Genomic DNA, 19,928 nt, shown 5'->3' with positions numbered 1-19,928 from the left:
TATAAATCTTCCCAAAAAGAGGAGATTTTTAAAAATTATTGTATATAATAGTAATGGAAGAGTCAATCAAATCCTGTGGGTTTTAATAAATGAAGAAAACGGAAAAAAGAGAGATGATATTGCCTCACATTTCCTATCACAAAGTACTGGATCAGATCAAGGATGGAATCTTTATCACGGATATCAAACAGAAGATCGTCTACTGGAATTTCGGGGCGGCGGAACTGACCGGTTATAAGTCCTCGGAAATTGTCGGCCGGTTTTGCTATGATATCGGTGCTTTGTGCAAAAAGGATCACAGGGGGCATACACTCTGCAGCCCGGAAGCGTGCCCTCTGGCAAAAGCGCTTATTGAAAACAAATCGGGGATTTATCCTCATCTCGTCTTTATGATGACAAAGCGAAAGGAAGAATTGCCTGTTTCGATCAATGTCGGACCGATTCATGATATAGAAGGCAAGATTGTCGGCGGAATATGTGTTTTCAGGGATATGAGGGATGAATACCGTCAGCGAAGACTGGCCGGTGAAATACAACGGAAAATGGTTACCCTGGGCAAGATAAGGAAAAACGGGGTTTTCATCGAAACGATCTATAAACCGGTCGAGGAGATCGGGGGTGATTTCCTCGAGGCTTTTTTTCTCGATGATAAAAGCCTTGTCATTACCGTCGCGGATGCGACGGGCCACGGTATCTCCGCATCCCTTTTCACCGTCATCTATAAAACCCTTCTCCACTCGTCGTTTGCCTTTCTTCATAATCCGGTGGAAGTCCTTCGTAATGTCAATCACGGATTCCTGAAAACAAGCCAGATCGATGGTTATTATATTACGGCGGCGATGGTTATATACAATCCGGTAACGCGTACGGGCAAGTACGCTTCCGCGGGTCATCCTCCCGCCCTTATATTCAGAAAAACCGATGCGGGATATCAGCTGAAACAGGAACTCTGCATACGGTCCCTGATGATCGGTGTGGAAGATAATGTGCAATTCTCGGAGATCGACTTTCAACTCGACAATGACGAGTTTTTGTTTCTCTTTTCGGACGGCCTCTACGAAGCGGAGTGCAAGGGGGGACAGTTCGGTACCGAAGGGATCAAGCGGTTTTTTTCATCTTATTCGGGATATGATCTTTTGAACGACCTTCTCCTTCACCTTAACGAACAGAGTATTTATGTCGAGCTTATTGATGACGTCAGTATGATAAAACTGGAACCCTCGTTGAATTTTTAATACGGTTCCAGAAGACTGATAATCCGCTCTTTGCCGATGGTGAGTATAAATGCGGCGAGGCGGGGGCCCATTTCCTTGCCGATGAGAACACGATACAGGGTTTTATAAAGTTCTTTTGGATCCATATCGTTGTTCCCGGCAATCGTATAAAAAAACTCCGAAAGACTCTTTTCATCGAATGAATCAAAAGAGGACGCCAGCTCCTTTCTGAGTGCAGAAACGGCTTCCTTTTGGGAGGAATCGAGGGGAATCGCTTCCGCATCCGGCGGCCTTAAGGAGAATCTGAATGTATCCGGGGCATAGGTGGTAATCCAGTTCCACGCGCAAACCGCACGAGTCCGGAGACGGTCATATACGTCTCCCTCTCCGGCATCAAGCGATGCCATACAATCATCGATATTCCCGTTGTTTATTTGAAGCAGGTTACAAAGATGTCGAAACGGTACCTGGAGGGGAAAGCTTCCGGGAACCGAATTGACCTGCGAAAGTTCATAGATACGTTTTTCCTTTTCCTTTTTCTTTTCCGACACCGTCTCCGCTTCAAAGTACACACGCTCGCACCGGTCGTAGTCTTCATAGATTTTTATCACGTCGAGATCGAAAGAAACGGCAAACTCGGTGTCCGGTCGTGTTCCGGCAAAAAGGTACCGGACCACCTCGGGCTGGTATATCTCGAGAACATCGGAAAGACTAAGGACATTCCCGAGGGACGATGAGATCTTTCCCCCCTGGCCCTTGATACTGATAAAATCGTATTTAAAGGTAACCGGGGGATCATAATCGTAGACTTCCCCGGCAATGACACGAGCGGTATCGAAAGACCCGCCGCTTGAATGGTGCTCTTTGCCGGCCGGCTCGAAATCGACCTGTTCGAATTTCCATCTCATCGGCCAGTCGATACGCCAGAAAAGTTTCACATTATTGGCCTTTCTGATATCGAGGGTTTCCGAATGATTGCATGATGAACATTCGTATCCTATCGTATACGCCTCATCGTAACTCGTGATACGGGTGGTATCCTTTTGGCAATTGCCGCAGAACACGGAGACCGGCCACCATGTTTCGGGGAGGGGTTCTGATCTGTGTTTGTTGAGAATACCGATAATGATTCCCTTTTTATCCAGCGCGGTCTTCATATATTCGGCGTAGACCGATCCGCCGTACTGCTGCGCCTGGTAGATATATTCGGGGAAGATCCCGACAACGGGAAGTACCGACTCGACTTCTTTCTCGTTCTTCCGGGCGTAACTCTCTTCTTTTCCGTACGGATCGGGTGTGACGACAATCGGCTTGCGAAGATACCCTTCGAGCATCTCCTTGTTCGGCATATTGGCGGGGACCTTGCGGAACACATCGTAATCGTCCCATGAATAGATGAACCTTACCTGTTTGCCTTTTTCCCTGAGTGCCCTCACGACAAGATCGACGGAGATGATTTCCCTGAAATTCCCGATATGAACCGTTCCGGACGGTGTGATCCCCGATGCGCAGACGTATCGGTCTTTTTCTCCCTTTGTATGAATAATTCTTTCAGCGATCGCGTCCGCCCAATGACTGCCTTTTTCCTTCATAGGGGCACAAGTATATCGGATGGCATACAATCTTTCAAGGGGGCATGGAATCGCGGTCGTCCCGATTTTAATTTTTTATCCCGATTTGTCGATAACTAAGGTGATGAAGCTTGCCTTTCCTTTAATATTCCTCATTGTTTCGATTTGCTGTTATGCAGAAGAAACAGGGTATGCGTCCTGGTACGGCAACAAATTTCACGGCCGGCTGACGGCCAGCGGTGAAACCTATGACATGAACAAGCTTACCGCCGCCCATAAAAGCCTTCCGTTCGGAACATATGTCCGGGTGATGAACCTCATGAACGGGAAAAGTATCGTCGTGAAAATAAACGACCGGGGTCCGTTTGTCAAAGGAAGAATTATCGACCTTTCCCGTGCCGCCGCAGAGGAAATCGATATGCTCGGGGCCGGGGTGGTAAAGGTCGCCGTCAAAAAAGTCGCTGAAAAGGAGCGAACGGAACGCTATGAGATCCAGGTCGGTTCATTTTCAAAAGAAGAAAATGCCCGGACGGTAAAGACGCTGCTGGAGGAAAAGGGGTTGGCCGCCGGCATAGTCCATGCAGCCGGGTCTTATTATCGCGTGCTGGTCGGGAATATCGATGAACACTCGATAAAACAAACGATCGGTGTGCTCGATGAACTCGGGTTTACCGATGTGCTTGTGAGGAAGAAAAAGCTCTATTGACGAGGCTTCCTGGAGATCGATTGTCTTTTGAGAGAATGACGGGCTATATGGCTTTATTATAAACAACCCAGAATGCCAAAAGAAATCCGCATATCCATATAAGTGCGGCGAATATTTTGATACTGATACTCTTGATCTTGAGTGATACGTAGAAAGGTCCCCTCACCCGTTCCTTTCGGGAATTGATGGCGATTTCCCTTATTGCCAGGGGAATATCGGACGAGGACCAGGTGAGAAGTCCGACAAGTGTGGTAATAATAAATATACCGATACCCATAAAGAACGGCCACGACAACTCCATTGCTTCTCCTCCTCTTGCTTATACCATATACTTTTGTTATAGTTTACCGCCTTATGGTTTGTCAAGATTTTTTTCCTTATTAGACTTATGGGAAACACGATATTCATTATGGTTTTGTCGTATTCCGGGCGGCCGCGGGCCCGTTCCCTTTTCTACAACGATTTTTCCATCGAATCGATGACAGTAAGCATATGACGCGCCGCTTTCCCCCTGTGTGAAAGTTCGTCCTTTTCCCGGTCGTCGAGTTCGGCAACCGTTTTATTTCTTTCCGGAAGGAAAAAGACGGGATCGTAACCGAATCCGTTTTTCCCTGTTTGTCGCCGGCAGATTTCCCCGTTCAAGGTTTCCTGGGAAACAAACAACCGGTATGGTGAGAGCATGAGTACCATACAGCAGACAAAGAACGCCGTCCGGTTATCTTTGCTTTCGAGGAGGGAAAGAAGATAATCGTTTTTTTCACGGTCGGTAAGAAGCCGGCCTTTTGTATCGAAACCGAACCGTGCGGAACGGACCCCCGGTTTTCCGTCGAGGGCGGTAACACAGAGACCGGAATCGTCGGCGATAACGGGCTGTCGCAGAAGTGAGTAAAGCATGCGTGCTTTTCCCGTCGCGTTTTCCAGAAAACTCGATCCGTCCTCTTTGAAAGAAAAATCGACCCCGGCTTCCTCGCTCAATATGATCGTGTGTCCGGGGAAAAGCCGTCGGAACTCGTTTGCTTTTCCCCTGTTTCTTGATGCAAGTGTGATTTTCATGAGTCAAGCATACTTTATTTTTTTATCATGATAAAGCTTTTTAAGCCTCGTTTTCAGACTAGAAATCGAGGAATCGATCGTTCCCTTTGAAAAACCAAGGACTTTTGCCATATCCTTGTTCGACGGGTAAAGCCGGATTCTGGACATCCGTTTCATCGTGTTATTCATCCTGAATCTGAGGACGGCCACTTTCTGTTTTATACGCAACCGGTTTTCATGGTTGACTTCGTACCGCAGCCGCTCTTCGAGACAGCTGATCCTGAAAAAGGTATTGTTTTGGCGTTCCCGGAGAAAGGCGTGGCGTCTGAGATTGGAGGTAAGCGATTCGTTGAGGGTATATGCCGCCCAAAAGATCCATCTGGCGTTATAGCCGGTAATATGCGCGATGTGATCCGCGTCTTCGGGGGATATATCCTTTGCGTGCTTCAATATGATGAAAAGCATCTGTTTCCGTGCCGATTTCTTTTTTATTCTGCCGTTTTTATCGATATGAAACACCCCCGCAATCCGTGAATTTTCGGTAAAAAGAGATAAAATGGTCTTGCACGATTGACGTCCGGCCTCTTGGCCCCATTGGTGATCGTCGATCACGGGATCGGGGTCATTTTGTCTGGATTGTTTCGCACGCAGAAAGGATTTTAATTTCCAGTGAAGAACCGAATTAAAATAATATTCGAAAGGTTTTCCCTGATCCCTGTAGGTTGTTATCATCGAGTGTATTTTGGGGAAAACGTAAAGGAAAAAATCGGCACAATCATCCCGGCTCAGCCTCATCTTGTTTTTGGGATATGAATACGCTTCGAGACAAAGATCCCGCAGCAGCGAATCGTAACCGATTCCCGATTGCCGGTAATCCATAATCCGTTTTTTCATGTCCGTTTCCGCGTTACCCATACATTACTCCAAAAATATCTGCGTCATGAACGCCGCCGGGAACCGGTTTCAACGGCTTCGACGGAGTACTTTCTTTTTTATTTATATTTAGCAATTAGCATGCCAGTTTTTACGGAGATTGAGAGGGGGCTTCTTTACATTTATTTACATTGAGCTGCAGGATTGCAGAAGGGATTCTATCGTGGCGGCATCTTCAGTGAAACAAAAAGGGATGATAGCCTCTTGCATTTTTACCTTATTAATGCGGTTTTCTCACATACAGTCAAAAATACCATTAATTTGTTTCAATATAAATAATTGTCTTACATGTCTATAAACAGTATGTGTTGTGAGAAAGAAGCATTATAAAATGCTTTCGCCAAAACCCGATGAAGGAATATAACAGACCGTATGAAAAACAATTATGTCAGCGGGACGCAACATCAAAATGTTCGTGAGATAAGCGGGTTAGCTGTTCAATGTGCGGTTTGATCAATATAATAGTCACCATGACCGTAAACGCTTACTGTTGGTGAGATTTCCGGAATTTAAGAGAAAAGTCTCTCGTATCTGCTATTCTGTGTTTATGATTGTATTCGATTCGTACAGGCAAATATTACTCTGTTTTTTCGGTCAGTGTGTATATATGAGTAAAGTTAGTGTGGCTAGAAAAATTTTTTTTTAAAGCCTCATTATCCAAAACGGCAAAGATTGATTCGTATATAAGGAAACTAATCTATTTCGCCCAGAAAGATGTGGAATTATCCTATACAATTGTCGTAGTTTCCTTCGAGGAGATTGCTGTAATTTCTTTTCTTCACTACTCCATTGCTTGAATATTTTTTCAAATTCTTCAATTACTCTATCGCCGTATCGCTCAACCATCGCCAAAAACACCTCAAGAAGCCACCTGAGAAGCTGCGCGATACTAAAACAATTTAAATCGGAATGCAGCAGCTTTATCTTCCGGTATTCATCTTCTGTAACATAAACGTGCGCGTGGAACCGGATTTCATCGGGATCATCCGAAACCGCTCGATACCTGCTCATCCGCTGTTTTCCCCAGATGTGTTCCTTTATAATCAAAGGATCGATACAGGACAATATGTCACCTATGACACCGGATAACGAGCGCCTCGAACCGAACATTGTCAGATCAAGCAGGTCTTTTCTCATTATTTCAGTCATGATAAGATGAAATTCATGCAAAATGGATGCTGTCATACGAGGCTCCTTTTATAAAAGTGTTTATATACTCCTCTGTTGTGAGTTTGTCGGTTTCCTGCATGTGGCTGTTACATCTTATTCGATATAATAAAAGAAACCGGCAAACTCATTACAATCGGAAATACCGACAATACAATTATTTGTCGGTATACATTATATAACGCGTAAAAAGTGACCGCTGCTTTGATTTTTTAACAAAAAAAGATAAAAAACTTGAGTTTTCTCTATATAAAAGAAACGCTGATAATACAAGGGAGGAGAAAAAATTTATTAAAATGTGTATAAGGCGCAACATTGAATATAGAACCCCGGCCTCTGTTTACTGCTTATTAAACATGAATGTAATCATAATCATGGAAGCACAAATCCATGTGAAGCCCACTCGGCGAATGTATAATTAAGCGTTATGATATTAAAATTGAAATGTTTCTGCAATTTAGTCTTGATCGTATCTGCGTCGGGCGTGATTATAATTAATGTTTTATCAAACGAATTGAGTAGTTTTTGATATGAACTGAAATCATGCTCGCTGAAACTATATCCTATTGCAACCAATGTATTACATTTTTCAATCAAGGAGATTGCTTTATCCTCTATTGAACGTATGAATTCTTTATCTCGGTCTTTGGCTTTATCAGGCACCGGAGCAATAACGCGTTCGCGTGGATGGATATATGCAGGCCCTTGCGAAAGATTTCTGTAAGGGAAAAATCTATCGGTGATAGAATCAGGATCGAATGCATATCGAGGTTTTTCTGGGTGTTTGATCCATTCTATTTTATTTTTTTCGTCTTTTTCAAGATAGAACTCGATCTGGTAGACGCAAAGTGTACCGTGAAGGTGAAGAACGAGATTACTTGTTTTTTCGGGAAGCTCGATAGGCTTTACTAAATATTTTTGATCTGTTATTACTCCGATACCGAATCCGTCGTCGGGTTTCCATCTTTTTTGCATAAAAAGCATCATTTCCAATAACGAATCGTAATTAAATGTCAGAAAGTGTGAATCACGGAAATTTTCCAGAAACATATGATAGGGTTTATTAGAATGATCATTATAGGGATTGGTAAAATAACCGCCAATATAGTAATCAGCTTCCATTATTCTGTCGTAGAGTATTTCTAACTTTCCTGTTTCATTATTAGCTATCGATTCCTGGAACAAATCCTCAATTGACTTACCCTCCGGCAACTCTTTTTTATTAAAACAAATTCGAAGCAGATCGCTGACAAGAGGATATGAATGTTTTTTTTGCGGATTCCATAAAGCGGTATCGACATTAAATCCGGCCCCAATTAAAAAAAGCGGATCACCAATCTGTTTCATTTAAACAGTATAATGATATAATTTTCAGTAAGCAATACAAGGTAAATACGAATAAGCAATACGTATCGCTTTCACACCTTCATTATTTTTTTCAGCTGCTTCCGTGCCTGTGTGGAAAAGGAATCAAAGGGCTTCATATTGATCACTTTTTTATAGTAGTAGGAGGCTTTTGCAAAATCATGAAGTGCTTCATGGTTTTTCCCGAGGTAGAGGAGGGCTTCCTTGACGCAATTATGGTATGGCGCACGTGTGATAAAATTGTGGTAGTGTCTGTTCGAATTTTTATAATCCTTGAGCCGGGCGTAGCATTGCCCGAGATGAAACATCGACTCCTCGATATATTTTAGCCATCGCTCACGTTTAATATTGGTAAGATTCAGGAGTGAATGATATATGCCGATCGCCTTCTCGATCTGGTTCGCCGCCGTGGCACTGAGTGCCTCATAGAAAAGTGCTTCGACATCGACAAAATCTTCCCGTTTTCCCGAATCCGCAGGGTCGCCGGTCGTGGGTTCCCCGCCTTTCGGGACGTCCTCTTTTTTTACGTGGTGCATGATTTTCCCCAGCAGTCCGTATGTCGTTGCAGGAAGCGGCAGCGCTTCCTGAATACCATACATCCGCGTCTGCTTGAGGTTGAGGGAATCCTTCGCGTCATAGAGGACGACGATGGGAATGGTTTTGAATTTGTCCCGGATTTTTCTTATCGCATCGACACCATTCAAATGGTTGATGGAAATATTGACAATGACGAGGGAAAACGGAATCTTTTTTAATTTAGTGACCGCTTCGAACCCCCCGATTACTTCCGTAATCTCGAATTTATCACCCAACTCTTTTTTCCATGGGCTTGTAAACGACGTGGATGTATCCATTACCAGTATCTTCGGTTTCATCTATCCTTGTTCCCCATGTTAAAACCCGCTTCAGGTATTTTTTTTACGACGCCAACACTTTCGATACGTTGCGTATGCTTCCCGCATTCTTGCTTTTTTCCCTTTTATCTGTCTGTCCGACATCCACATAAGGATCGTTGAGTTATAAAAAATAATAATATAATCATATGAGATAGTCAAGAAGGGTGTACGGGATTTTAAAGATCAGGATATACGTGAGCGGGATTATCCGAATTCATTTCTCCCCTTGAAAGCCCGTGCGAGGGTGATGCTGTCCGTATATTCGAGATCGCCGCCGAGGGGAAGGCCGAGCGCCGGTCTGGTGATTTTTATGCCTTTTTCCTTGAGGAGGTTCGCACAATACATTGCCGTTGTTTCCCCTTCAACCGTGGGATTCGTTGCAATGATGATTTCCGATATCGTTTGTCCCTCGATACGCTTCATGAGGTTATCGATGGTGAGGTCCTGCGGTCCGATCCCGTCAATCGGAGAGATTGCACCGCCGAGGACATGATAGACACCAGAATATTCATGCATTGACTCGATAGCCAGAAGGTCATTCGCCTGTTCGACGACACATATAACGGATTGATTACGGCCGGAATCGGTACAAATGGAACATGGATCGGTCTCCGTGTAATTTCCGCATCGGCTGCACGGCCTGATCCGTTCTTTCAACTCCCTGATGTCATGACTCAGCGCATCCGCATAGCTTTTTTCCGCCTTGAGCAGATAAAAGGCGATACGGGAGGCGCTTTTACGTCCAAGACCGGGAAGTTTCGAAAGCCGGTTGATGAGTCTTTCCAGGATTGTCACGGTTATGTGCCCATAAATCCGGGGGGGATATTCATGCCGTTTGAAAGAGGTATCATTTCTTCTTTCATTTTTTCCTTTACGTTGCTGACGGCGTTGGTGAATGCGGCAAGAACAAGGTCTTCCAGCATCTGAATATCATCGGGATCAACGGCTTCCTTTGATATGGTGACATTAAGGACTTCGAATGAACAATTCATCTCGATCGTTACCATATCGCCGCCCGCCGTACCGGTCACCACTACACTTTTCAGTTTTTCCTGCATGTCATTGATAGAAGTCTGGATATTTTTGAAATTCTTGATAATATCAAAAGGATTGATTGCCATATTATTCTCCTTTCACAATCTCGCCCTTGAAAATATGTTTGAGGACTTCGATTCGTTCGTCTTTTGTGTGCGGGTCACCCGTTTCCGTATCCGCATATTGTATGGTGAGTTTCGAAGGTTTGCGTAGAAGCGAAGAAAGTTTTTCAGCGATGATGCGTTTGTCTTTTTTTATTATCTCTCCGGAAAATTTGTTTTGATTATCAAAAAGAAGGATAAGGGTATCGCCGCGGCACTCCCACGAGTGTACCTTTTCCATAGCAGAGGCGAGTGTGAGTTTTTTCGATGAATGGAGGAATTGAATCAATTCCTGCAGAATGTTCGTTTCATTGTCCGGAGTATACGGCGTGTTTGTTCCACCGATAGCGGTGTTTGTTCCACCGATAGCGGTGTTTGTTCCACCGGTAACGGTGTTTGTTCCGGTTTTCTCCTCTCCCGTACCACGCTTATCGTCCCCTTTCTCCCTGCAGTCGTCTTTTGTGTTTTCGACGATGAGTGTCTCTCCGGTGAGTTCCTCCTTTATCTTTCTAACTTCTTCAATTATTTCTCTCCTGCCGATCATGTTTTTGAGTACCGAAAGTTTACTCATAACCAGTTCGAGTTCGAACTTCTGATTCAGGGAAAATCTGAATGTCCGAAAGAGGTCGAGAAGCAGTTCGATCGCCATCTCGAGCTGCCCGACGGTGAATGCGTCGAGGATTTCGAGGGGAAAATGTTTCGGGGAAAACCCGAGGATTGAATCCTTCTTGATCCCGTGTTTGAGAAAAAGCAGATTGCGGAAGTATTCGGAAAGATCGATGACAAATTGTTCCACAGAAATGCCTTTTTCGAGGATTGCGTCCGTATACTCCAGCACCTTCGCGGTTTCTCCTTTTGCCATAAGTAAAAGAACCTCATTGAGTTCGTCGAAACCGACGATCCCGAGTTTGTCGCGTATTCCGGAAAGGGTGATATGTCCTTCCGAAAACGAGATGATCTGATCAAAGAGGGTATATGCGTCCCTGAGAGAACCCGTCGCTTCTTTTGAAATCCAGAGGAGGGCGTCATCCTCGGCTTGTATCGAAAGTTCCTGTGCCGCCTGTTCCAGTCTTTTTTTGATTCCCTCTAAAGAAATAAGTTTGAAATTGAATTGCTGGCAGCGTGACCGGATTGTCGCGGGCACCTTATGGATTTCCGTCGTGGCAAAAATAAAGACAATATAAGGGGGGGGTTCCTCGATTGTTTTCAACAGCGCATTGAAGGCGCTGTTCGAAAGCATGTGAACCTCATCGATAATGTATACTTTAAAACGGCAGCTGTTGGGTGCAAAAAGGACCTCATCCTTAATCTCTCGCACATCGTTGACACTGGTATTCGAAGCGCCGTCTATTTCAATGACATCGAGGGAATTACCGGCCGATATTTCCTCGCAGTTTGAACATATTCCGCATGGCGTATCGGTGGGGCCCTTTTCGCAATTGAGTGCTTTTGCCAGGATTCGGGCGGCCGATGTTTTTCCGACGCCCCGGGGGCCGGAAAAAAGATAGGCATGCGCGATTCTTCCTTGTTTGATCGAACTTTTCAATGTCGACACGACAAACTCCTGGTCGACAAGTTCGTCAAATATACGGGGTCTTTTTCTTGTCGCGGTTACTTCATATGCCATTTGAAAGAATCCTCAAAAAGGACAGCCTCCCGGCAGCTCCCCGATGTCCCGTTACTGCTGCCGGTATGTATGACAGTTCATCCTTTTATAAAATGAAACCCCTTTAGCGAAAATCGGACATCGTACGTCTCATCCGCCGATCACTTACCGCTGCTACCTTCCGGTCCTGACGGATTTGGGCGATGACAGATAGCGTATTGCCTGATTTTGTATACTAAAGGGGCTTACGGAGAGAGTGGGATTCGAACCCACGGTACCTGGTTAAGATACACACGCTTTCCAAGCGTGCACCTTCGGCCTCTCGGTCATCTCTCCACAAGAAAGCCACTTAATACACACGGAGAGAGTGGGATTCGAACCCACGGCCCAGCACCCAATGCACTTTTTTGTGTAAATGCATTCGGTGCTGGGCAACGGATTTCGAGTCCGCCCGATTCGACCGCTCTCGCATCTCTCCTTTTTTATAAAAGCGTGCCCTAGAGGATTTGAACCTCTGGCCTTTAGATCCGCAATCTAATGCTCTATCCAGCTGAGCTAAGGGCACAAAATCGGAGAGGGTGGGATTCGAACCCACGGTACCCTCACGAGTACAACTCCTTAGCAGGGAGCCCGATTCGGCCGCTCTCGCACCTCTCCTCGATATATACACTACGTTAACGGGCTAAATTGGTTCCGGAGAGGGAGGGATTCGAACCCCCGGCCCAGCACCCAATGCACTTTTTATAAGTAAATGCATTCGGCGCTGGGCAACGGTTTTCAAGACCGCCTCCTTCGACCGCTCGGACACCTCTCCTTCGTAAAATATACACCAATATTCTGAAAAAGTGTAATATATTCCGTCATTTACTATTAACGGAATAAAAGCCTTTTGTCAACATCTTTTGGATACAAGAATCTCTCCCCACTCCTTTTTATATCCCCATTCCCGGAATTCCGAAACAACCTCACCTGTAATATTGTAGGAAAAAAGGCCGGGCAATTGTTTACAACAGACCCTCGTCTGAAAGGGCTTTAATCGTGTGTTCGATATCTTTATTCAGTCCTTCTCCGTATTTTTTATATTCCCCGATATATTTTTTCCCGTCGAGTTTATTCTCCTTTTTTCTGATGGCACAATCAAATCGATAAAACCGTATTTTCTTGTTGACGCTTCCTGTATATGATGCCCCAAGCACCTGGCTTCTCGTCGATTCTTCACGTGCCTGATGCCCGAAAAGAAGCATCTGTTGGTAATGGGAAATCTTTTTCGCTTTATGAAAAGGGATGAAGTTTTTCACCATACCCGTCCCGAGTGAAATAATAATGATCGTGTACGGGTTTTCCCCGCCGCTTCCGCCATACGCGCAATGTTCGAGTTCGTGATTGGTCAGCTTTAATTTTTCACCCAATGCGCAAATTTCCGTCGTGATCTGAAAAATAGTGGTATTGTTGATACCCTGGCCGCCGTCCTGAAAACAAGCGCCCTTTTGGGGGTGTTTGGTCAAATCTGGATCGTGGTAATTCCACTGGTAATCGTCAACGTCGATCTTTCCGAAATAACATGCGGCCGAGAGTGCCGACCAGCCGATGACATCCGCCAGGGGATAATGGTTCTGATCGGTGTTCCATGATTTAATAAAATGTGTTCTCCCGGAGCAAAGATTGAATGAGGTGAGGATCAGTTTTGTTTTCACATCTTTCAGCGAGAGGGAACCGAGTGTTTTCCCCGTGTCTGTTTCCGTTTTGTCGAGCTGATCTCTTATATGATCCCTGCTGTAAATGGGGCCGAAGATTCCCACGGGATTGAACGGCAGTCTTTTTCTAAAGAGGTGCGCCCCGTGGGTAATATAAAGTTCCTTTATCGTTTGAGCCGGAACCCCGCAGGCGAGGGCGCCGCCGATGATCGCTCCGGTCGATGTGCCCGTAATGAGATCGAATACCTCGTGGATTTTTCTTTTTCTCTTGATTTGTAATTCGGATTCCAGTTTGGCGGCGGCGACCGCCGAAATCACACCCCGTAATCCGCCGCCGTCGATTTCAAGAACCCTTATAACGGGGAAATTCGTTTTCATGACTTACTCCCGGTATTGATATCAGGTAACGGCGAATCTTTCATTCAGGCGTTTGACATAGTTCTCTTCGAGCGTCTGGTAACGTTTCTCGGATAAATAGGTATCGAATAACACATCGAAATTTATGAGATTACAGAGAGAAAACTCGATAGGTGCCATGCAGGTACAGTCGGCACACCTGATTGTATGCGGTTTTACGGTCTTGAGAGCGGCGATCGCATCGCTGAAGCCGACATTGTCGTTTCTGAGATTGAGAAAATCGGCGTGTCGAGGCCGGGAAAAGCAAAGTCCGACGATTCCGTCCGAATCGATCGAACAGAATAATTTCCCCGAATAACATTGCGCGTCCAGGGTTCCTTTTGCCAGACTGATCTGACCAAGTAACCCCTTTTTTGAATTCATCATGACAAAGCCGCTTTTCCGCTGTTCGTAAAGATATTCGAATAGGTTTACGGTATGGTCGGTTTCCGGTTTCATCTCTTTTGAATGATGCGACAGTTTGTAATGACGGACCTGCTGAAATGCCGGCAGAATATCGTATTTCGAACAGGTGTCAAGGACAAACTTGAGGTCGTCGAGGGTTGTGTTACGTGTGATGACCGTCATGGAAATTTTTCCCCGCCTGTCCCTGTGAAGGATGTCCAATGCCTCCTCGACCCCTTTCCATGACCCCTCACCCTTGTTCCGCTCGTGGGTTTCCTTTGTTCCGTCGAGTGAAAAAAAGAAACCGTCGCAATCCTTTATTTCTTCATATCGTTTTTTGAGGAGAATGAGATTCGTATTGAATCGTACCTCGCAATCCGAATGATAGACAAAATATCTGACGACTTCCCCGATATCCTTTCGTACAAGGGGCTCGCCGCCGGTAAGCAGAATGACCCTGCCGGGAGCATTTATTTTATCGATGACTCGCTTAACCTCATCCGTCGTCATTTCTTCCATTTTTATATTCGGCATGTCGCAGTAACCGCAGCGGAGATTACATCGATAGGTAATCCTGAAATCGACCCACATGGGCCAGGGAACCTTGAAATATTTGACCATAATACCCCGATTCAACACGGAGAAAACATTTTTTTTCTTGAACCGTTTTTTATTCGCTTCCATCGTATGTCCCTTTTTTGCGTTTCAGGCGGTCACCGGTTTTTTATTATTATTGTTGTTGTTCCGGGTAATGAGTGTTTCATAAAGCGAGAGAAACTTGTTGGTGACATTTGCATAATCATGTTCTTTTTCAACGATTTCCCTGTTTCTTTTTGCGTATTTTCTGGCAATATCCTTGTTTTCAATGAGAAAGATGATGCGCTCGGCCAGTTCTTTATGATCGTTGTGCTTGAATACAATGTTTGCGAGTTCTCTTGCGGCGCTCGATTTTGAATCAGATGCAATCGTCGGTTTTTCACATGCCATCGCTTCGAGGAGCGTGATTCCCTGAAGTTCCGATTCCGAAGGAAGAACGTACATCTCGCAGGTCTGAAAAAGTTCGATAAGCTTTTCCTCGGATACCTTGCCGGTGAACACGACATCCGGATTGATTTCTTCGGATAATTTTTTCAAGTCGTCAAGGATGTGCCCTGATCCGGCAATGACAAACTTGTATTGAGGATACGTTCGCCTGACAATGGCCGAAGCCCTGATAAATGTGTCGATGCATTTTTCCGGCATGACACGCCCGACAAAGAGAATCAACTGTTTGGAGTGATTCGCCGGTCTGAACTGATTGATATTAACGCCGTTGGAAATGACCGACATCTGTTTCCTGGTTATTTTAATACCGTAGCTGATAAGTTCTTCCTGGGCGTAAGCCGACGGAAAGATGATATGGTCGCAATTATTATAAATCCAGAGTCCGTACATGCTGATAAGTCTTTTCAGATGAAAGGATTTTATATTGAGGTTTTTTGTCACATTTTCCAATTGTATATGTGAAGAGAAGATTGCGGGAATCCCCATTTTTTTTGCCTGGAGGACGGATGCCGCGCCCATCGGCAGAAGACTCTGGCAATGAACGATGTCGACCTTTTCCTCCCTGAAGATCTTTTTAAGACAGGTCAACGGATAAATACCGATGGACATCTCCTTGAATTTTTTCAGGGAAATTCCCTTGAGGTAATAAATGGTGACATTGTCCCGTTCGATAATTTTCCGTTTCCGGCCGGCCGTGATCACAATGACCTTTTCCACACGGGGTTTGAGTTCGTCAATAATTCGTTTTGTAAAAACCGCCAGTCCGGAGATATATTCGTATATGACGTCCGAAACTATAGCAACTCTCATAAGCGGCTGTATTCTACCATACTTTTATTTTTACAGTCAACAAGTTTACCGGACTGTGATTGAGGACTTTTACTATGCTTCGCGATAAAGCACACGCGATGCGTTTGTGTTTTCAGCTTGCATCATCGCGGCATTATTGCTACAGTAAAACGGACGAGTGAAAAAAGATGAATAAGGAAAGAGTATATATTCAGATCTGTCATAGTTATGATCCGGCAATGGTCGAACAGATAATAAAAGACAGTTTCACCTATTGTCGTATCACCATCCCCGAAAATGCTTCGATTTTACTGAAACCGAATGTTCTGGGGGCATACGTTCCCGAGCAGTACATCGATACTCATCCGGTTGTCGTTGAAGCCGTCGTGAGGATATTACTGGAAAAGGGAAACAGACTCATTCTCGGCGACAGTTCAGGAAACGGACAGTACGGAAACACATCCCGGTCGCTTGAAAAAAGCGGGATGACGGCACTTGGCCGGAAATATGATTTTAAGGTCATTGCCTTTGACAAACACCGGTCCAGGGTTTTCAAGCGGGATCATAATGTCGTCTTTAAGGAAATTAATCTGACGACGCTGATTGACGAAGTCGACTATATTGTCAATATTCCGAAATTGAAATCCCACACATTCACGAGGTTTTCCGGGGCGGTGAAAAACTTGTACGGATGTATCCCGGGAGCGGGGAAACCGCACGGTCACCGTATCGCCTCGCGTCTCGATGCTTTTTCCCAGGGGCTTCTTGATATTTACGGCTTTATCAGACCAAAGCTGTTATGTAATATCATGGATGGAATTATTGGAATCGACGGGAACGGACCGGGAACGGGCGGGACGGTGAACAGGGCCGGAATTGTCGGTGTCAGCAGGGACGCAATCGCCCTTGATATGGCAATGCTCGATCTTATCGGTATCGAACCCGGAGATATCCTCACGGTGGGACTCGGCATCAAACGGGGACTCTTTCACGGGAATATCGAACTCAATGCAACATTGCCGGTCATCCCGTTCAAACTTCCCCGGTCGAGTTTTGTTGAATCAGTTTTGAATAAAATATTCCCCGGCCTTGCACTTTCAAAACCGGTTTTAATCGCTGACAAATGCAAGCGTTGCGGTTTGTGCGCGACCGCGTGTCCGGGCAAAGCGATTACGATGAACGGGTTTCCTGATTTTTATTATTCGAGGTGCATCTATTGCTTCTGTTGCCATGAAAACTGCCCGGAAGGTGCGATCGAATTAAAAGAAAATCCCCTTTTTACATTGTTTAAAAAAATGAGCAGTCCGGATTGAGGGTTCATCGCGCCGGACGTACACTCAGTTTTCCTCGAGATAGGTATCGTCGTATTCGAGTTCAAAACGCAATTTATGCCTGGCTTCTTCGGTTGCAAGGGTGTGGAATAACTTTTGCAATTCGGGGTTGTCCGTCGATGCGGCCAGATCGGAATATAATCTGAACGAAGCCTTTTCCTTTTTCATGGCAATGATGAGGGCGTCCTGATAATCGATGTCCGGCCGGGGGTCTTCGGCCACAACGTAATCTGCGATTTTCATATCCATGATTTTTTTCGTTGCCTTGAATATATAATCGCCCCGTTTCACGGCTTCTATTTTCTTTTTGTGGCCGAGTTCTTCTGCGGCAAACTCATTGAATACCCGTTTCATCTCCTGCCGTTCCATCCTTGTGGCAAGACCGGTATAGAACCGCCGTGATTCTTCTTCTCTCGCTATTGCAAAATCAAGAATCGCATCAGTGTTTTCAAAAGTCTGCATACCCGTTTCCTTTCTTTTTTGACAGGTTTTCGTATCGCATTACACATTAAAGAGAAAGTGAATGACATCGCCGTCCCTCACCGTATACTCCTTGCCCTCGGACCGGACAAGTCCCATTTCACGTGCCGAATGTTCCGACCCGGCCCTGATAAGATCATTGTAGTGGATTACTTCCGCCCTGATAAAGCCGTGTTCGAAATCGGTATGAATCTTTCCGGCAGCGCGGGGGGCGGTCGTGTTCTCTTTCACGGTCCACGCCTGGAGGTCCGTCGTTATGGTATAAAAGGTGATGAGTGAAAGAAGACGATAGGACACCTCGATAAGCCGAAGCAGTCCGGATTCTTCGATGCCCAGTGCTTCCCGGTATTCTGCGCGTTCTGATTCCTGAAGTTCGGTTATTTCGACCTCCGCCTTTCCTTTCAGGGTAAGAAAGGCGGACCCCTCTTTTTCCGCAAATTTCTTTACCGATGATAATGCGTCGTCGTTTTCGTCGTTTTCATCGGTATTGAGGAGGTAGAGGACCGGTTTTGTCGTGACAAGTCCGTATTCGCCCGCCGTTTGTTTCATGTCGTCGCACATGTCCATGCTTTTCAACAAATATCCCTCGTTCAGATGCGACTTCATTGCATCGATTGCGTCCAGGATCTTTTGTCCTCTCTTGTCACCGCTTTTTGCCGCTTTTTTTATCTTGTCTTCCGCCCGGTCGAGAATATCAAGGTCGGAAAGGATGAGTTCGGTATTGATCACGTCGATATCTCTCATCGGATCGAGAGTTCCCAGGACATGGGAAACATCTTCGTCATGGAAATATCGAACGACATGAATCAGGGCATCCACGTTTCTGATATGCGAAAGAAATTTATTGCCGAGCCCTTCTCCCTTTGAAGCGCCCTTGACCAGACCGGCCACATCCACGAACTCTATTTTTGTCTGTATCGGATTCTTTTTTGCGAGGAGTTCTCCGAGTTTTAAAAGACGGCTGTCGGGAACAGGGACCACTCCCCTGTTCGGCTCTATGGTACAGAAGGGGTAGTTGGCAATCTGGGCACCCGATTCCGAGAGGGCATTGAATATCGTCGATTTTCCGGCATTGGGAAGTCCGATGATACCGCAGTCAAATCCCATGTCTCCCTCCTTGTCACTACCTTCACTGTTACAAAAATACCGAATATGGTCAAGGGGATAAACGGGGGCTGCCATCCGGATTCAATCCCCTGCATATCGGGAAGTTTATAAAAACACCTAAAAAATAATTATTTTTTTTGTATAAATAATAATGAAAGGAATGTAAATTAATACTTTTTTAATGCTTGAAATTTATCTTTAAACTTTATATATTTTGTCAACTATAACATAAAAAAGGATAAGAGCAGAATATCTTTTTATGGAGAAGGACAGGATAACAAGGAGGATCAATGGCTTCAATACACGGATCACAGACAGAAAAAAACCTTCTCACCGCGTTCACCGGTGAATCACAGGCAAGAAACCGTTACTCCTATTTTTCAGGCAAGGCAAGGAAGGAAGGCTTTGTTCAGATCGCGGATATCTTTGAGGAGACCGCGAACCAGGAAAAAGAACATGCAAAAAGGTTCTATAAATTTCTCGAAGGCGGGGACGCCGAAATACGGGCAGTTTTCCCTGCAGGAAAAATCATGACGACGGCGGAAAATCTGAAAGCCTCGGCAGACGGGGAATACCACGAATGGTCCGCCATATATCCTGGTTTTGCGAAAACAGCCGAAGAAGAGGGATTTCAGGAAGTAGCCATGGTATTCAGGGCGGTATCGGTCGCGGAAAAACAGCATGAGAAGCGGTATCGCGATTTGCTTGCCAATATTGAAAAGGGGATGGTTTTCAGAAAAAATGAAAAGGTCGTCTGGCGATGCAAAAATTGCGGTTATATTCATGAAGGTGAAGAGGCCCCCGAGGTCTGTCCGGCTTGCGCCCACCCGCAGGCTCATTTTGAAATACTTGCGGAGAACTGGTAACCGGTAAATAAGGAGTGACAGTCACATCCGGGACGTATGTATTTTCATTAAAAAGGAAGGAGTAAAAAATGGGCGTTATATTCAATATAAAGGAAATATTCGATATTGCGATACAAATTGAAAAAAACGGGATACAATTCTACACAAAGTTATCTGAAGCGGTCTCGGATATGGAAATGATAAAAAAGAT

At 45.1% G+C, this 19,928-nt stretch carries 19 protein-coding genes, 5 tRNA genes and 1 other RNA gene; 4 read left to right on the top strand and 21 right to left on the bottom strand.

Annotated elements, in window-relative coordinates; genetic code table 11:
- Positions 1-89 precede the first annotated feature (89 nt).
- Complete coding sequence (locus JW881_04295) at positions 90-1,235, top strand: SpoIIE family protein phosphatase (protein ID MBN1696711.1); 1,146 nt, start codon at positions 90-92, stop codon at positions 1,233-1,235.
- Here JW881_04295 and JW881_04290 read toward each other — a convergent pair.
- A complete protein-coding gene (locus JW881_04290; GenBank protein MBN1696710.1) occupies positions 1,232-2,806 on the bottom strand; it encodes a lysine--tRNA ligase in 1,575 nt (524 codons plus the stop codon). The genes JW881_04295 and JW881_04290 overlap by 4 nt on opposite strands.
- 19 nt (positions 2,807-2,825) lie before the next feature.
- On the opposite strand from JW881_04290, the gene JW881_04285 reads away from it, so the two are divergent.
- Positions 2,826-3,491 (top strand): septal ring lytic transglycosylase RlpA family protein, encoded by a 666-nt coding sequence (locus JW881_04285; GenBank protein ID MBN1696709.1) that lies wholly within the window; start codon positions 2,826-2,828, stop codon positions 3,489-3,491.
- Between the two features lie 43 nt (positions 3,492-3,534).
- Here JW881_04285 and JW881_04280 read toward each other — a convergent pair whose 3' ends face one another.
- The 18 genes from JW881_04280 to JW881_04195 all read right to left on the bottom strand — a co-directional run bounded on the left by JW881_04280 (position 3,535) and on the right by JW881_04195 (position 15,975).
- The gene (locus JW881_04280; GenBank protein MBN1696708.1) at positions 3,535-3,792 is read right to left on the bottom strand and encodes a hypothetical protein; all 258 of its coding nucleotides are present in this window, start codon (positions 3,790-3,792) and stop codon (positions 3,535-3,537) included.
- 152 nt (positions 3,793-3,944) lie between these two features.
- Positions 3,945-4,544: an RdgB/HAM1 family non-canonical purine NTP pyrophosphatase gene (gene rdgB, locus JW881_04275; GenBank protein MBN1696707.1), complete on the bottom strand. Its 600-nt coding sequence runs from the start codon at positions 4,542-4,544 to the stop codon at positions 3,945-3,947.
- Positions 4,545-4,547: 3 nt separating this feature from the next.
- A complete protein-coding gene (locus JW881_04270) occupies positions 4,548-5,438 on the bottom strand; it encodes a hypothetical protein (GenBank protein ID MBN1696706.1) in 891 nt (296 codons plus the stop codon).
- Positions 5,439-6,098: 660 nt separating this feature from the next.
- Positions 6,099-6,641 (bottom strand): hypothetical protein, encoded by a 543-nt coding sequence (locus tag JW881_04265; GenBank protein MBN1696705.1) that lies wholly within the window; start codon positions 6,639-6,641, stop codon positions 6,099-6,101.
- A 354-nt stretch (positions 6,642-6,995) separates the two neighbouring features.
- Positions 6,996-7,970, bottom strand: a complete 975-nt coding sequence (locus JW881_04260) for an SIR2 family protein (protein MBN1696704.1) — start codon at positions 7,968-7,970, stop codon at positions 6,996-6,998.
- A 71-nt stretch (positions 7,971-8,041) separates the two neighbouring features.
- Positions 8,042-8,863, bottom strand: a complete 822-nt coding sequence (locus JW881_04255; protein MBN1696703.1) for a tetratricopeptide repeat protein — start codon at positions 8,861-8,863, stop codon at positions 8,042-8,044.
- 225 nt (positions 8,864-9,088) lie between these two features.
- A complete protein-coding gene (gene recR / locus JW881_04250; GenBank protein MBN1696702.1) occupies positions 9,089-9,679 on the bottom strand; it encodes a recombination protein RecR in 591 nt (196 codons plus the stop codon).
- 2 nt (positions 9,680-9,681) lie between these two features.
- Positions 9,682-10,005 carry a YbaB/EbfC family nucleoid-associated protein gene (locus tag JW881_04245; GenBank protein MBN1696701.1) on the bottom strand — a complete coding sequence of 108 codons (324 nt, stop codon included), beginning with the start codon at positions 10,003-10,005 and terminating at the stop codon, positions 9,682-9,684.
- Between the two features lies 1 nt (position 10,006).
- Positions 10,007-11,647 (bottom strand): DNA polymerase III subunit gamma/tau, encoded by a 1,641-nt coding sequence (dnaX, locus tag JW881_04240; GenBank protein MBN1696700.1) that lies wholly within the window; start codon positions 11,645-11,647, stop codon positions 10,007-10,009.
- Between the two features lie 108 nt (positions 11,648-11,755).
- Positions 11,756-11,854, bottom strand: an RNA gene (gene ffs / locus JW881_04235) — signal recognition particle sRNA small type.
- Positions 11,855-11,874: 20 nt separating this feature from the next.
- Positions 11,875-11,962, bottom strand: a tRNA-Ser gene (locus JW881_04230).
- Positions 11,963-11,985: 23 nt separating this feature from the next.
- Positions 11,986-12,104, bottom strand: a tRNA-Ser gene (locus tag JW881_04225).
- A 13-nt stretch (positions 12,105-12,117) separates the two neighbouring features.
- Positions 12,118-12,191 (bottom strand) — tRNA-Arg (locus JW881_04220).
- Positions 12,192-12,196: 5 nt separating this feature from the next.
- A tRNA-Ser gene (locus JW881_04215) sits at positions 12,197-12,283 on the bottom strand.
- 37 nt (positions 12,284-12,320) lie between these two features.
- A tRNA-Ser gene (locus JW881_04210) sits at positions 12,321-12,440 on the bottom strand.
- A gap of 190 nt (positions 12,441-12,630) precedes the next feature.
- On the bottom strand, positions 12,631-13,698 hold the full coding sequence (locus tag JW881_04205) for a patatin-like phospholipase family protein (GenBank protein ID MBN1696699.1): 1,068 nt from the start codon (positions 13,696-13,698) through the stop codon (positions 12,631-12,633).
- A gap of 21 nt (positions 13,699-13,719) precedes the next feature.
- On the bottom strand, positions 13,720-14,805 hold the full coding sequence (locus JW881_04200; protein ID MBN1696698.1) for a radical SAM protein: 1,086 nt from the start codon (positions 14,803-14,805) through the stop codon (positions 13,720-13,722).
- A 21-nt stretch (positions 14,806-14,826) separates the two neighbouring features.
- A complete protein-coding gene (locus tag JW881_04195) occupies positions 14,827-15,975 on the bottom strand; it encodes a glycosyltransferase family 4 protein (protein MBN1696697.1) in 1,149 nt (382 codons plus the stop codon).
- Between the two features lie 167 nt (positions 15,976-16,142).
- Here JW881_04195 and JW881_04190 point away from each other — a divergent pair, with 167 nt between their 5' ends.
- Positions 16,143-17,267 carry a DUF362 domain-containing protein gene (locus tag JW881_04190; GenBank protein MBN1696696.1) on the top strand — a complete coding sequence of 375 codons (1,125 nt, stop codon included), beginning with the start codon at positions 16,143-16,145 and terminating at the stop codon, positions 17,265-17,267.
- 24 nt (positions 17,268-17,291) lie between these two features.
- Here JW881_04190 and JW881_04185 read toward each other — a convergent pair whose 3' ends face one another.
- Both JW881_04185 and ychF read right to left on the bottom strand, forming a co-directional pair.
- The gene (locus tag JW881_04185) at positions 17,292-17,747 is read right to left on the bottom strand and encodes a ferritin family protein (GenBank protein ID MBN1696695.1); all 456 of its coding nucleotides are present in this window, start codon (positions 17,745-17,747) and stop codon (positions 17,292-17,294) included.
- 39 nt (positions 17,748-17,786) lie between these two features.
- Complete coding sequence (gene ychF / locus JW881_04180) at positions 17,787-18,872, bottom strand: redox-regulated ATPase YchF (protein MBN1696694.1); 1,086 nt, start codon at positions 18,870-18,872, stop codon at positions 17,787-17,789.
- 290 nt (positions 18,873-19,162) lie between these two features.
- On the opposite strand from ychF, the gene JW881_04175 reads away from it, so the two are divergent.
- Positions 19,163-19,738, top strand: a complete 576-nt coding sequence (locus JW881_04175) for a rubrerythrin family protein (protein MBN1696693.1) — start codon at positions 19,163-19,165, stop codon at positions 19,736-19,738.
- The last annotated feature ends 190 nt before the right edge of the window (positions 19,739-19,928 follow it).

The sequence above is a fragment of the Spirochaetales bacterium genome, assembly GCA_016930085.1.
In the GTDB taxonomy this organism is placed as follows: domain Bacteria; phylum Spirochaetota; class Spirochaetia; order SZUA-6; family JAFGRV01; genus JAFGHO01.
The sequence above is the reverse complement of the archived record's forward strand: the minus strand, read 5'-3'. Positions and strand labels throughout refer to the sequence as shown.

Coding starts and splice junctions, on each gene's coding strand:
- JW881_04295 (MBN1696711.1), top strand. CDS start 90: ATGAAGAAAACGGAAAAAAGAGAGATGATATTGCCTCACATTTCCTAT.
- JW881_04290 (MBN1696710.1), bottom strand. CDS start 2,806: ATGAAGGAAAAAGGCAGTCATTGGGCGGACGCGATCGCTGAAAGAATT.
- JW881_04285 (MBN1696709.1), top strand. CDS start 2,826: ATGGCATACAATCTTTCAAGGGGGCATGGAATCGCGGTCGTCCCGATT.
- JW881_04280 (MBN1696708.1), bottom strand. CDS start 3,792: ATGGAGTTGTCGTGGCCGTTCTTTATGGGTATCGGTATATTTATTATT.
- rdgB (MBN1696707.1), bottom strand. CDS start 4,544: ATGAAAATCACACTTGCATCAAGAAACAGGGGAAAAGCAAACGAGTTC.
- JW881_04270 (MBN1696706.1), bottom strand. CDS start 5,438: ATGGGTAACGCGGAAACGGACATGAAAAAACGGATTATGGATTACCGG.
- JW881_04265 (MBN1696705.1), bottom strand. CDS start 6,641: ATGACAGCATCCATTTTGCATGAATTTCATCTTATCATGACTGAAATA.
- JW881_04260 (MBN1696704.1), bottom strand. CDS start 7,970: ATGAAACAGATTGGTGATCCGCTTTTTTTAATTGGGGCCGGATTTAAT.
- JW881_04255 (MBN1696703.1), bottom strand. CDS start 8,863: ATGAAACCGAAGATACTGGTAATGGATACATCCACGTCGTTTACAAGC.
- JW881_04245 (MBN1696701.1), bottom strand. CDS start 10,005: ATGGCAATCAATCCTTTTGATATTATCAAGAATTTCAAAAATATCCAG.
- dnaX (MBN1696700.1), bottom strand. CDS start 11,647: ATGGCATATGAAGTAACCGCGACAAGAAAAAGACCCCGTATATTTGAC.
- JW881_04205 (MBN1696699.1), bottom strand. CDS start 13,698: ATGAAAACGAATTTCCCCGTTATAAGGGTTCTTGAAATCGACGGCGGC.
- JW881_04200 (MBN1696698.1), bottom strand. CDS start 14,805: ATGGAAGCGAATAAAAAACGGTTCAAGAAAAAAAATGTTTTCTCCGTG.
- JW881_04195 (MBN1696697.1), bottom strand. CDS start 15,975: ATGAGAGTTGCTATAGTTTCGGACGTCATATACGAATATATCTCCGGA.
- JW881_04190 (MBN1696696.1), top strand. CDS start 16,143: ATGAATAAGGAAAGAGTATATATTCAGATCTGTCATAGTTATGATCCG.
- JW881_04185 (MBN1696695.1), bottom strand. CDS start 17,747: ATGCAGACTTTTGAAAACACTGATGCGATTCTTGATTTTGCAATAGCG.
- ychF (MBN1696694.1), bottom strand. CDS start 18,872: ATGGGATTTGACTGCGGTATCATCGGACTTCCCAATGCCGGAAAATCG.
- JW881_04175 (MBN1696693.1), top strand. CDS start 19,163: ATGGCTTCAATACACGGATCACAGACAGAAAAAAACCTTCTCACCGCG.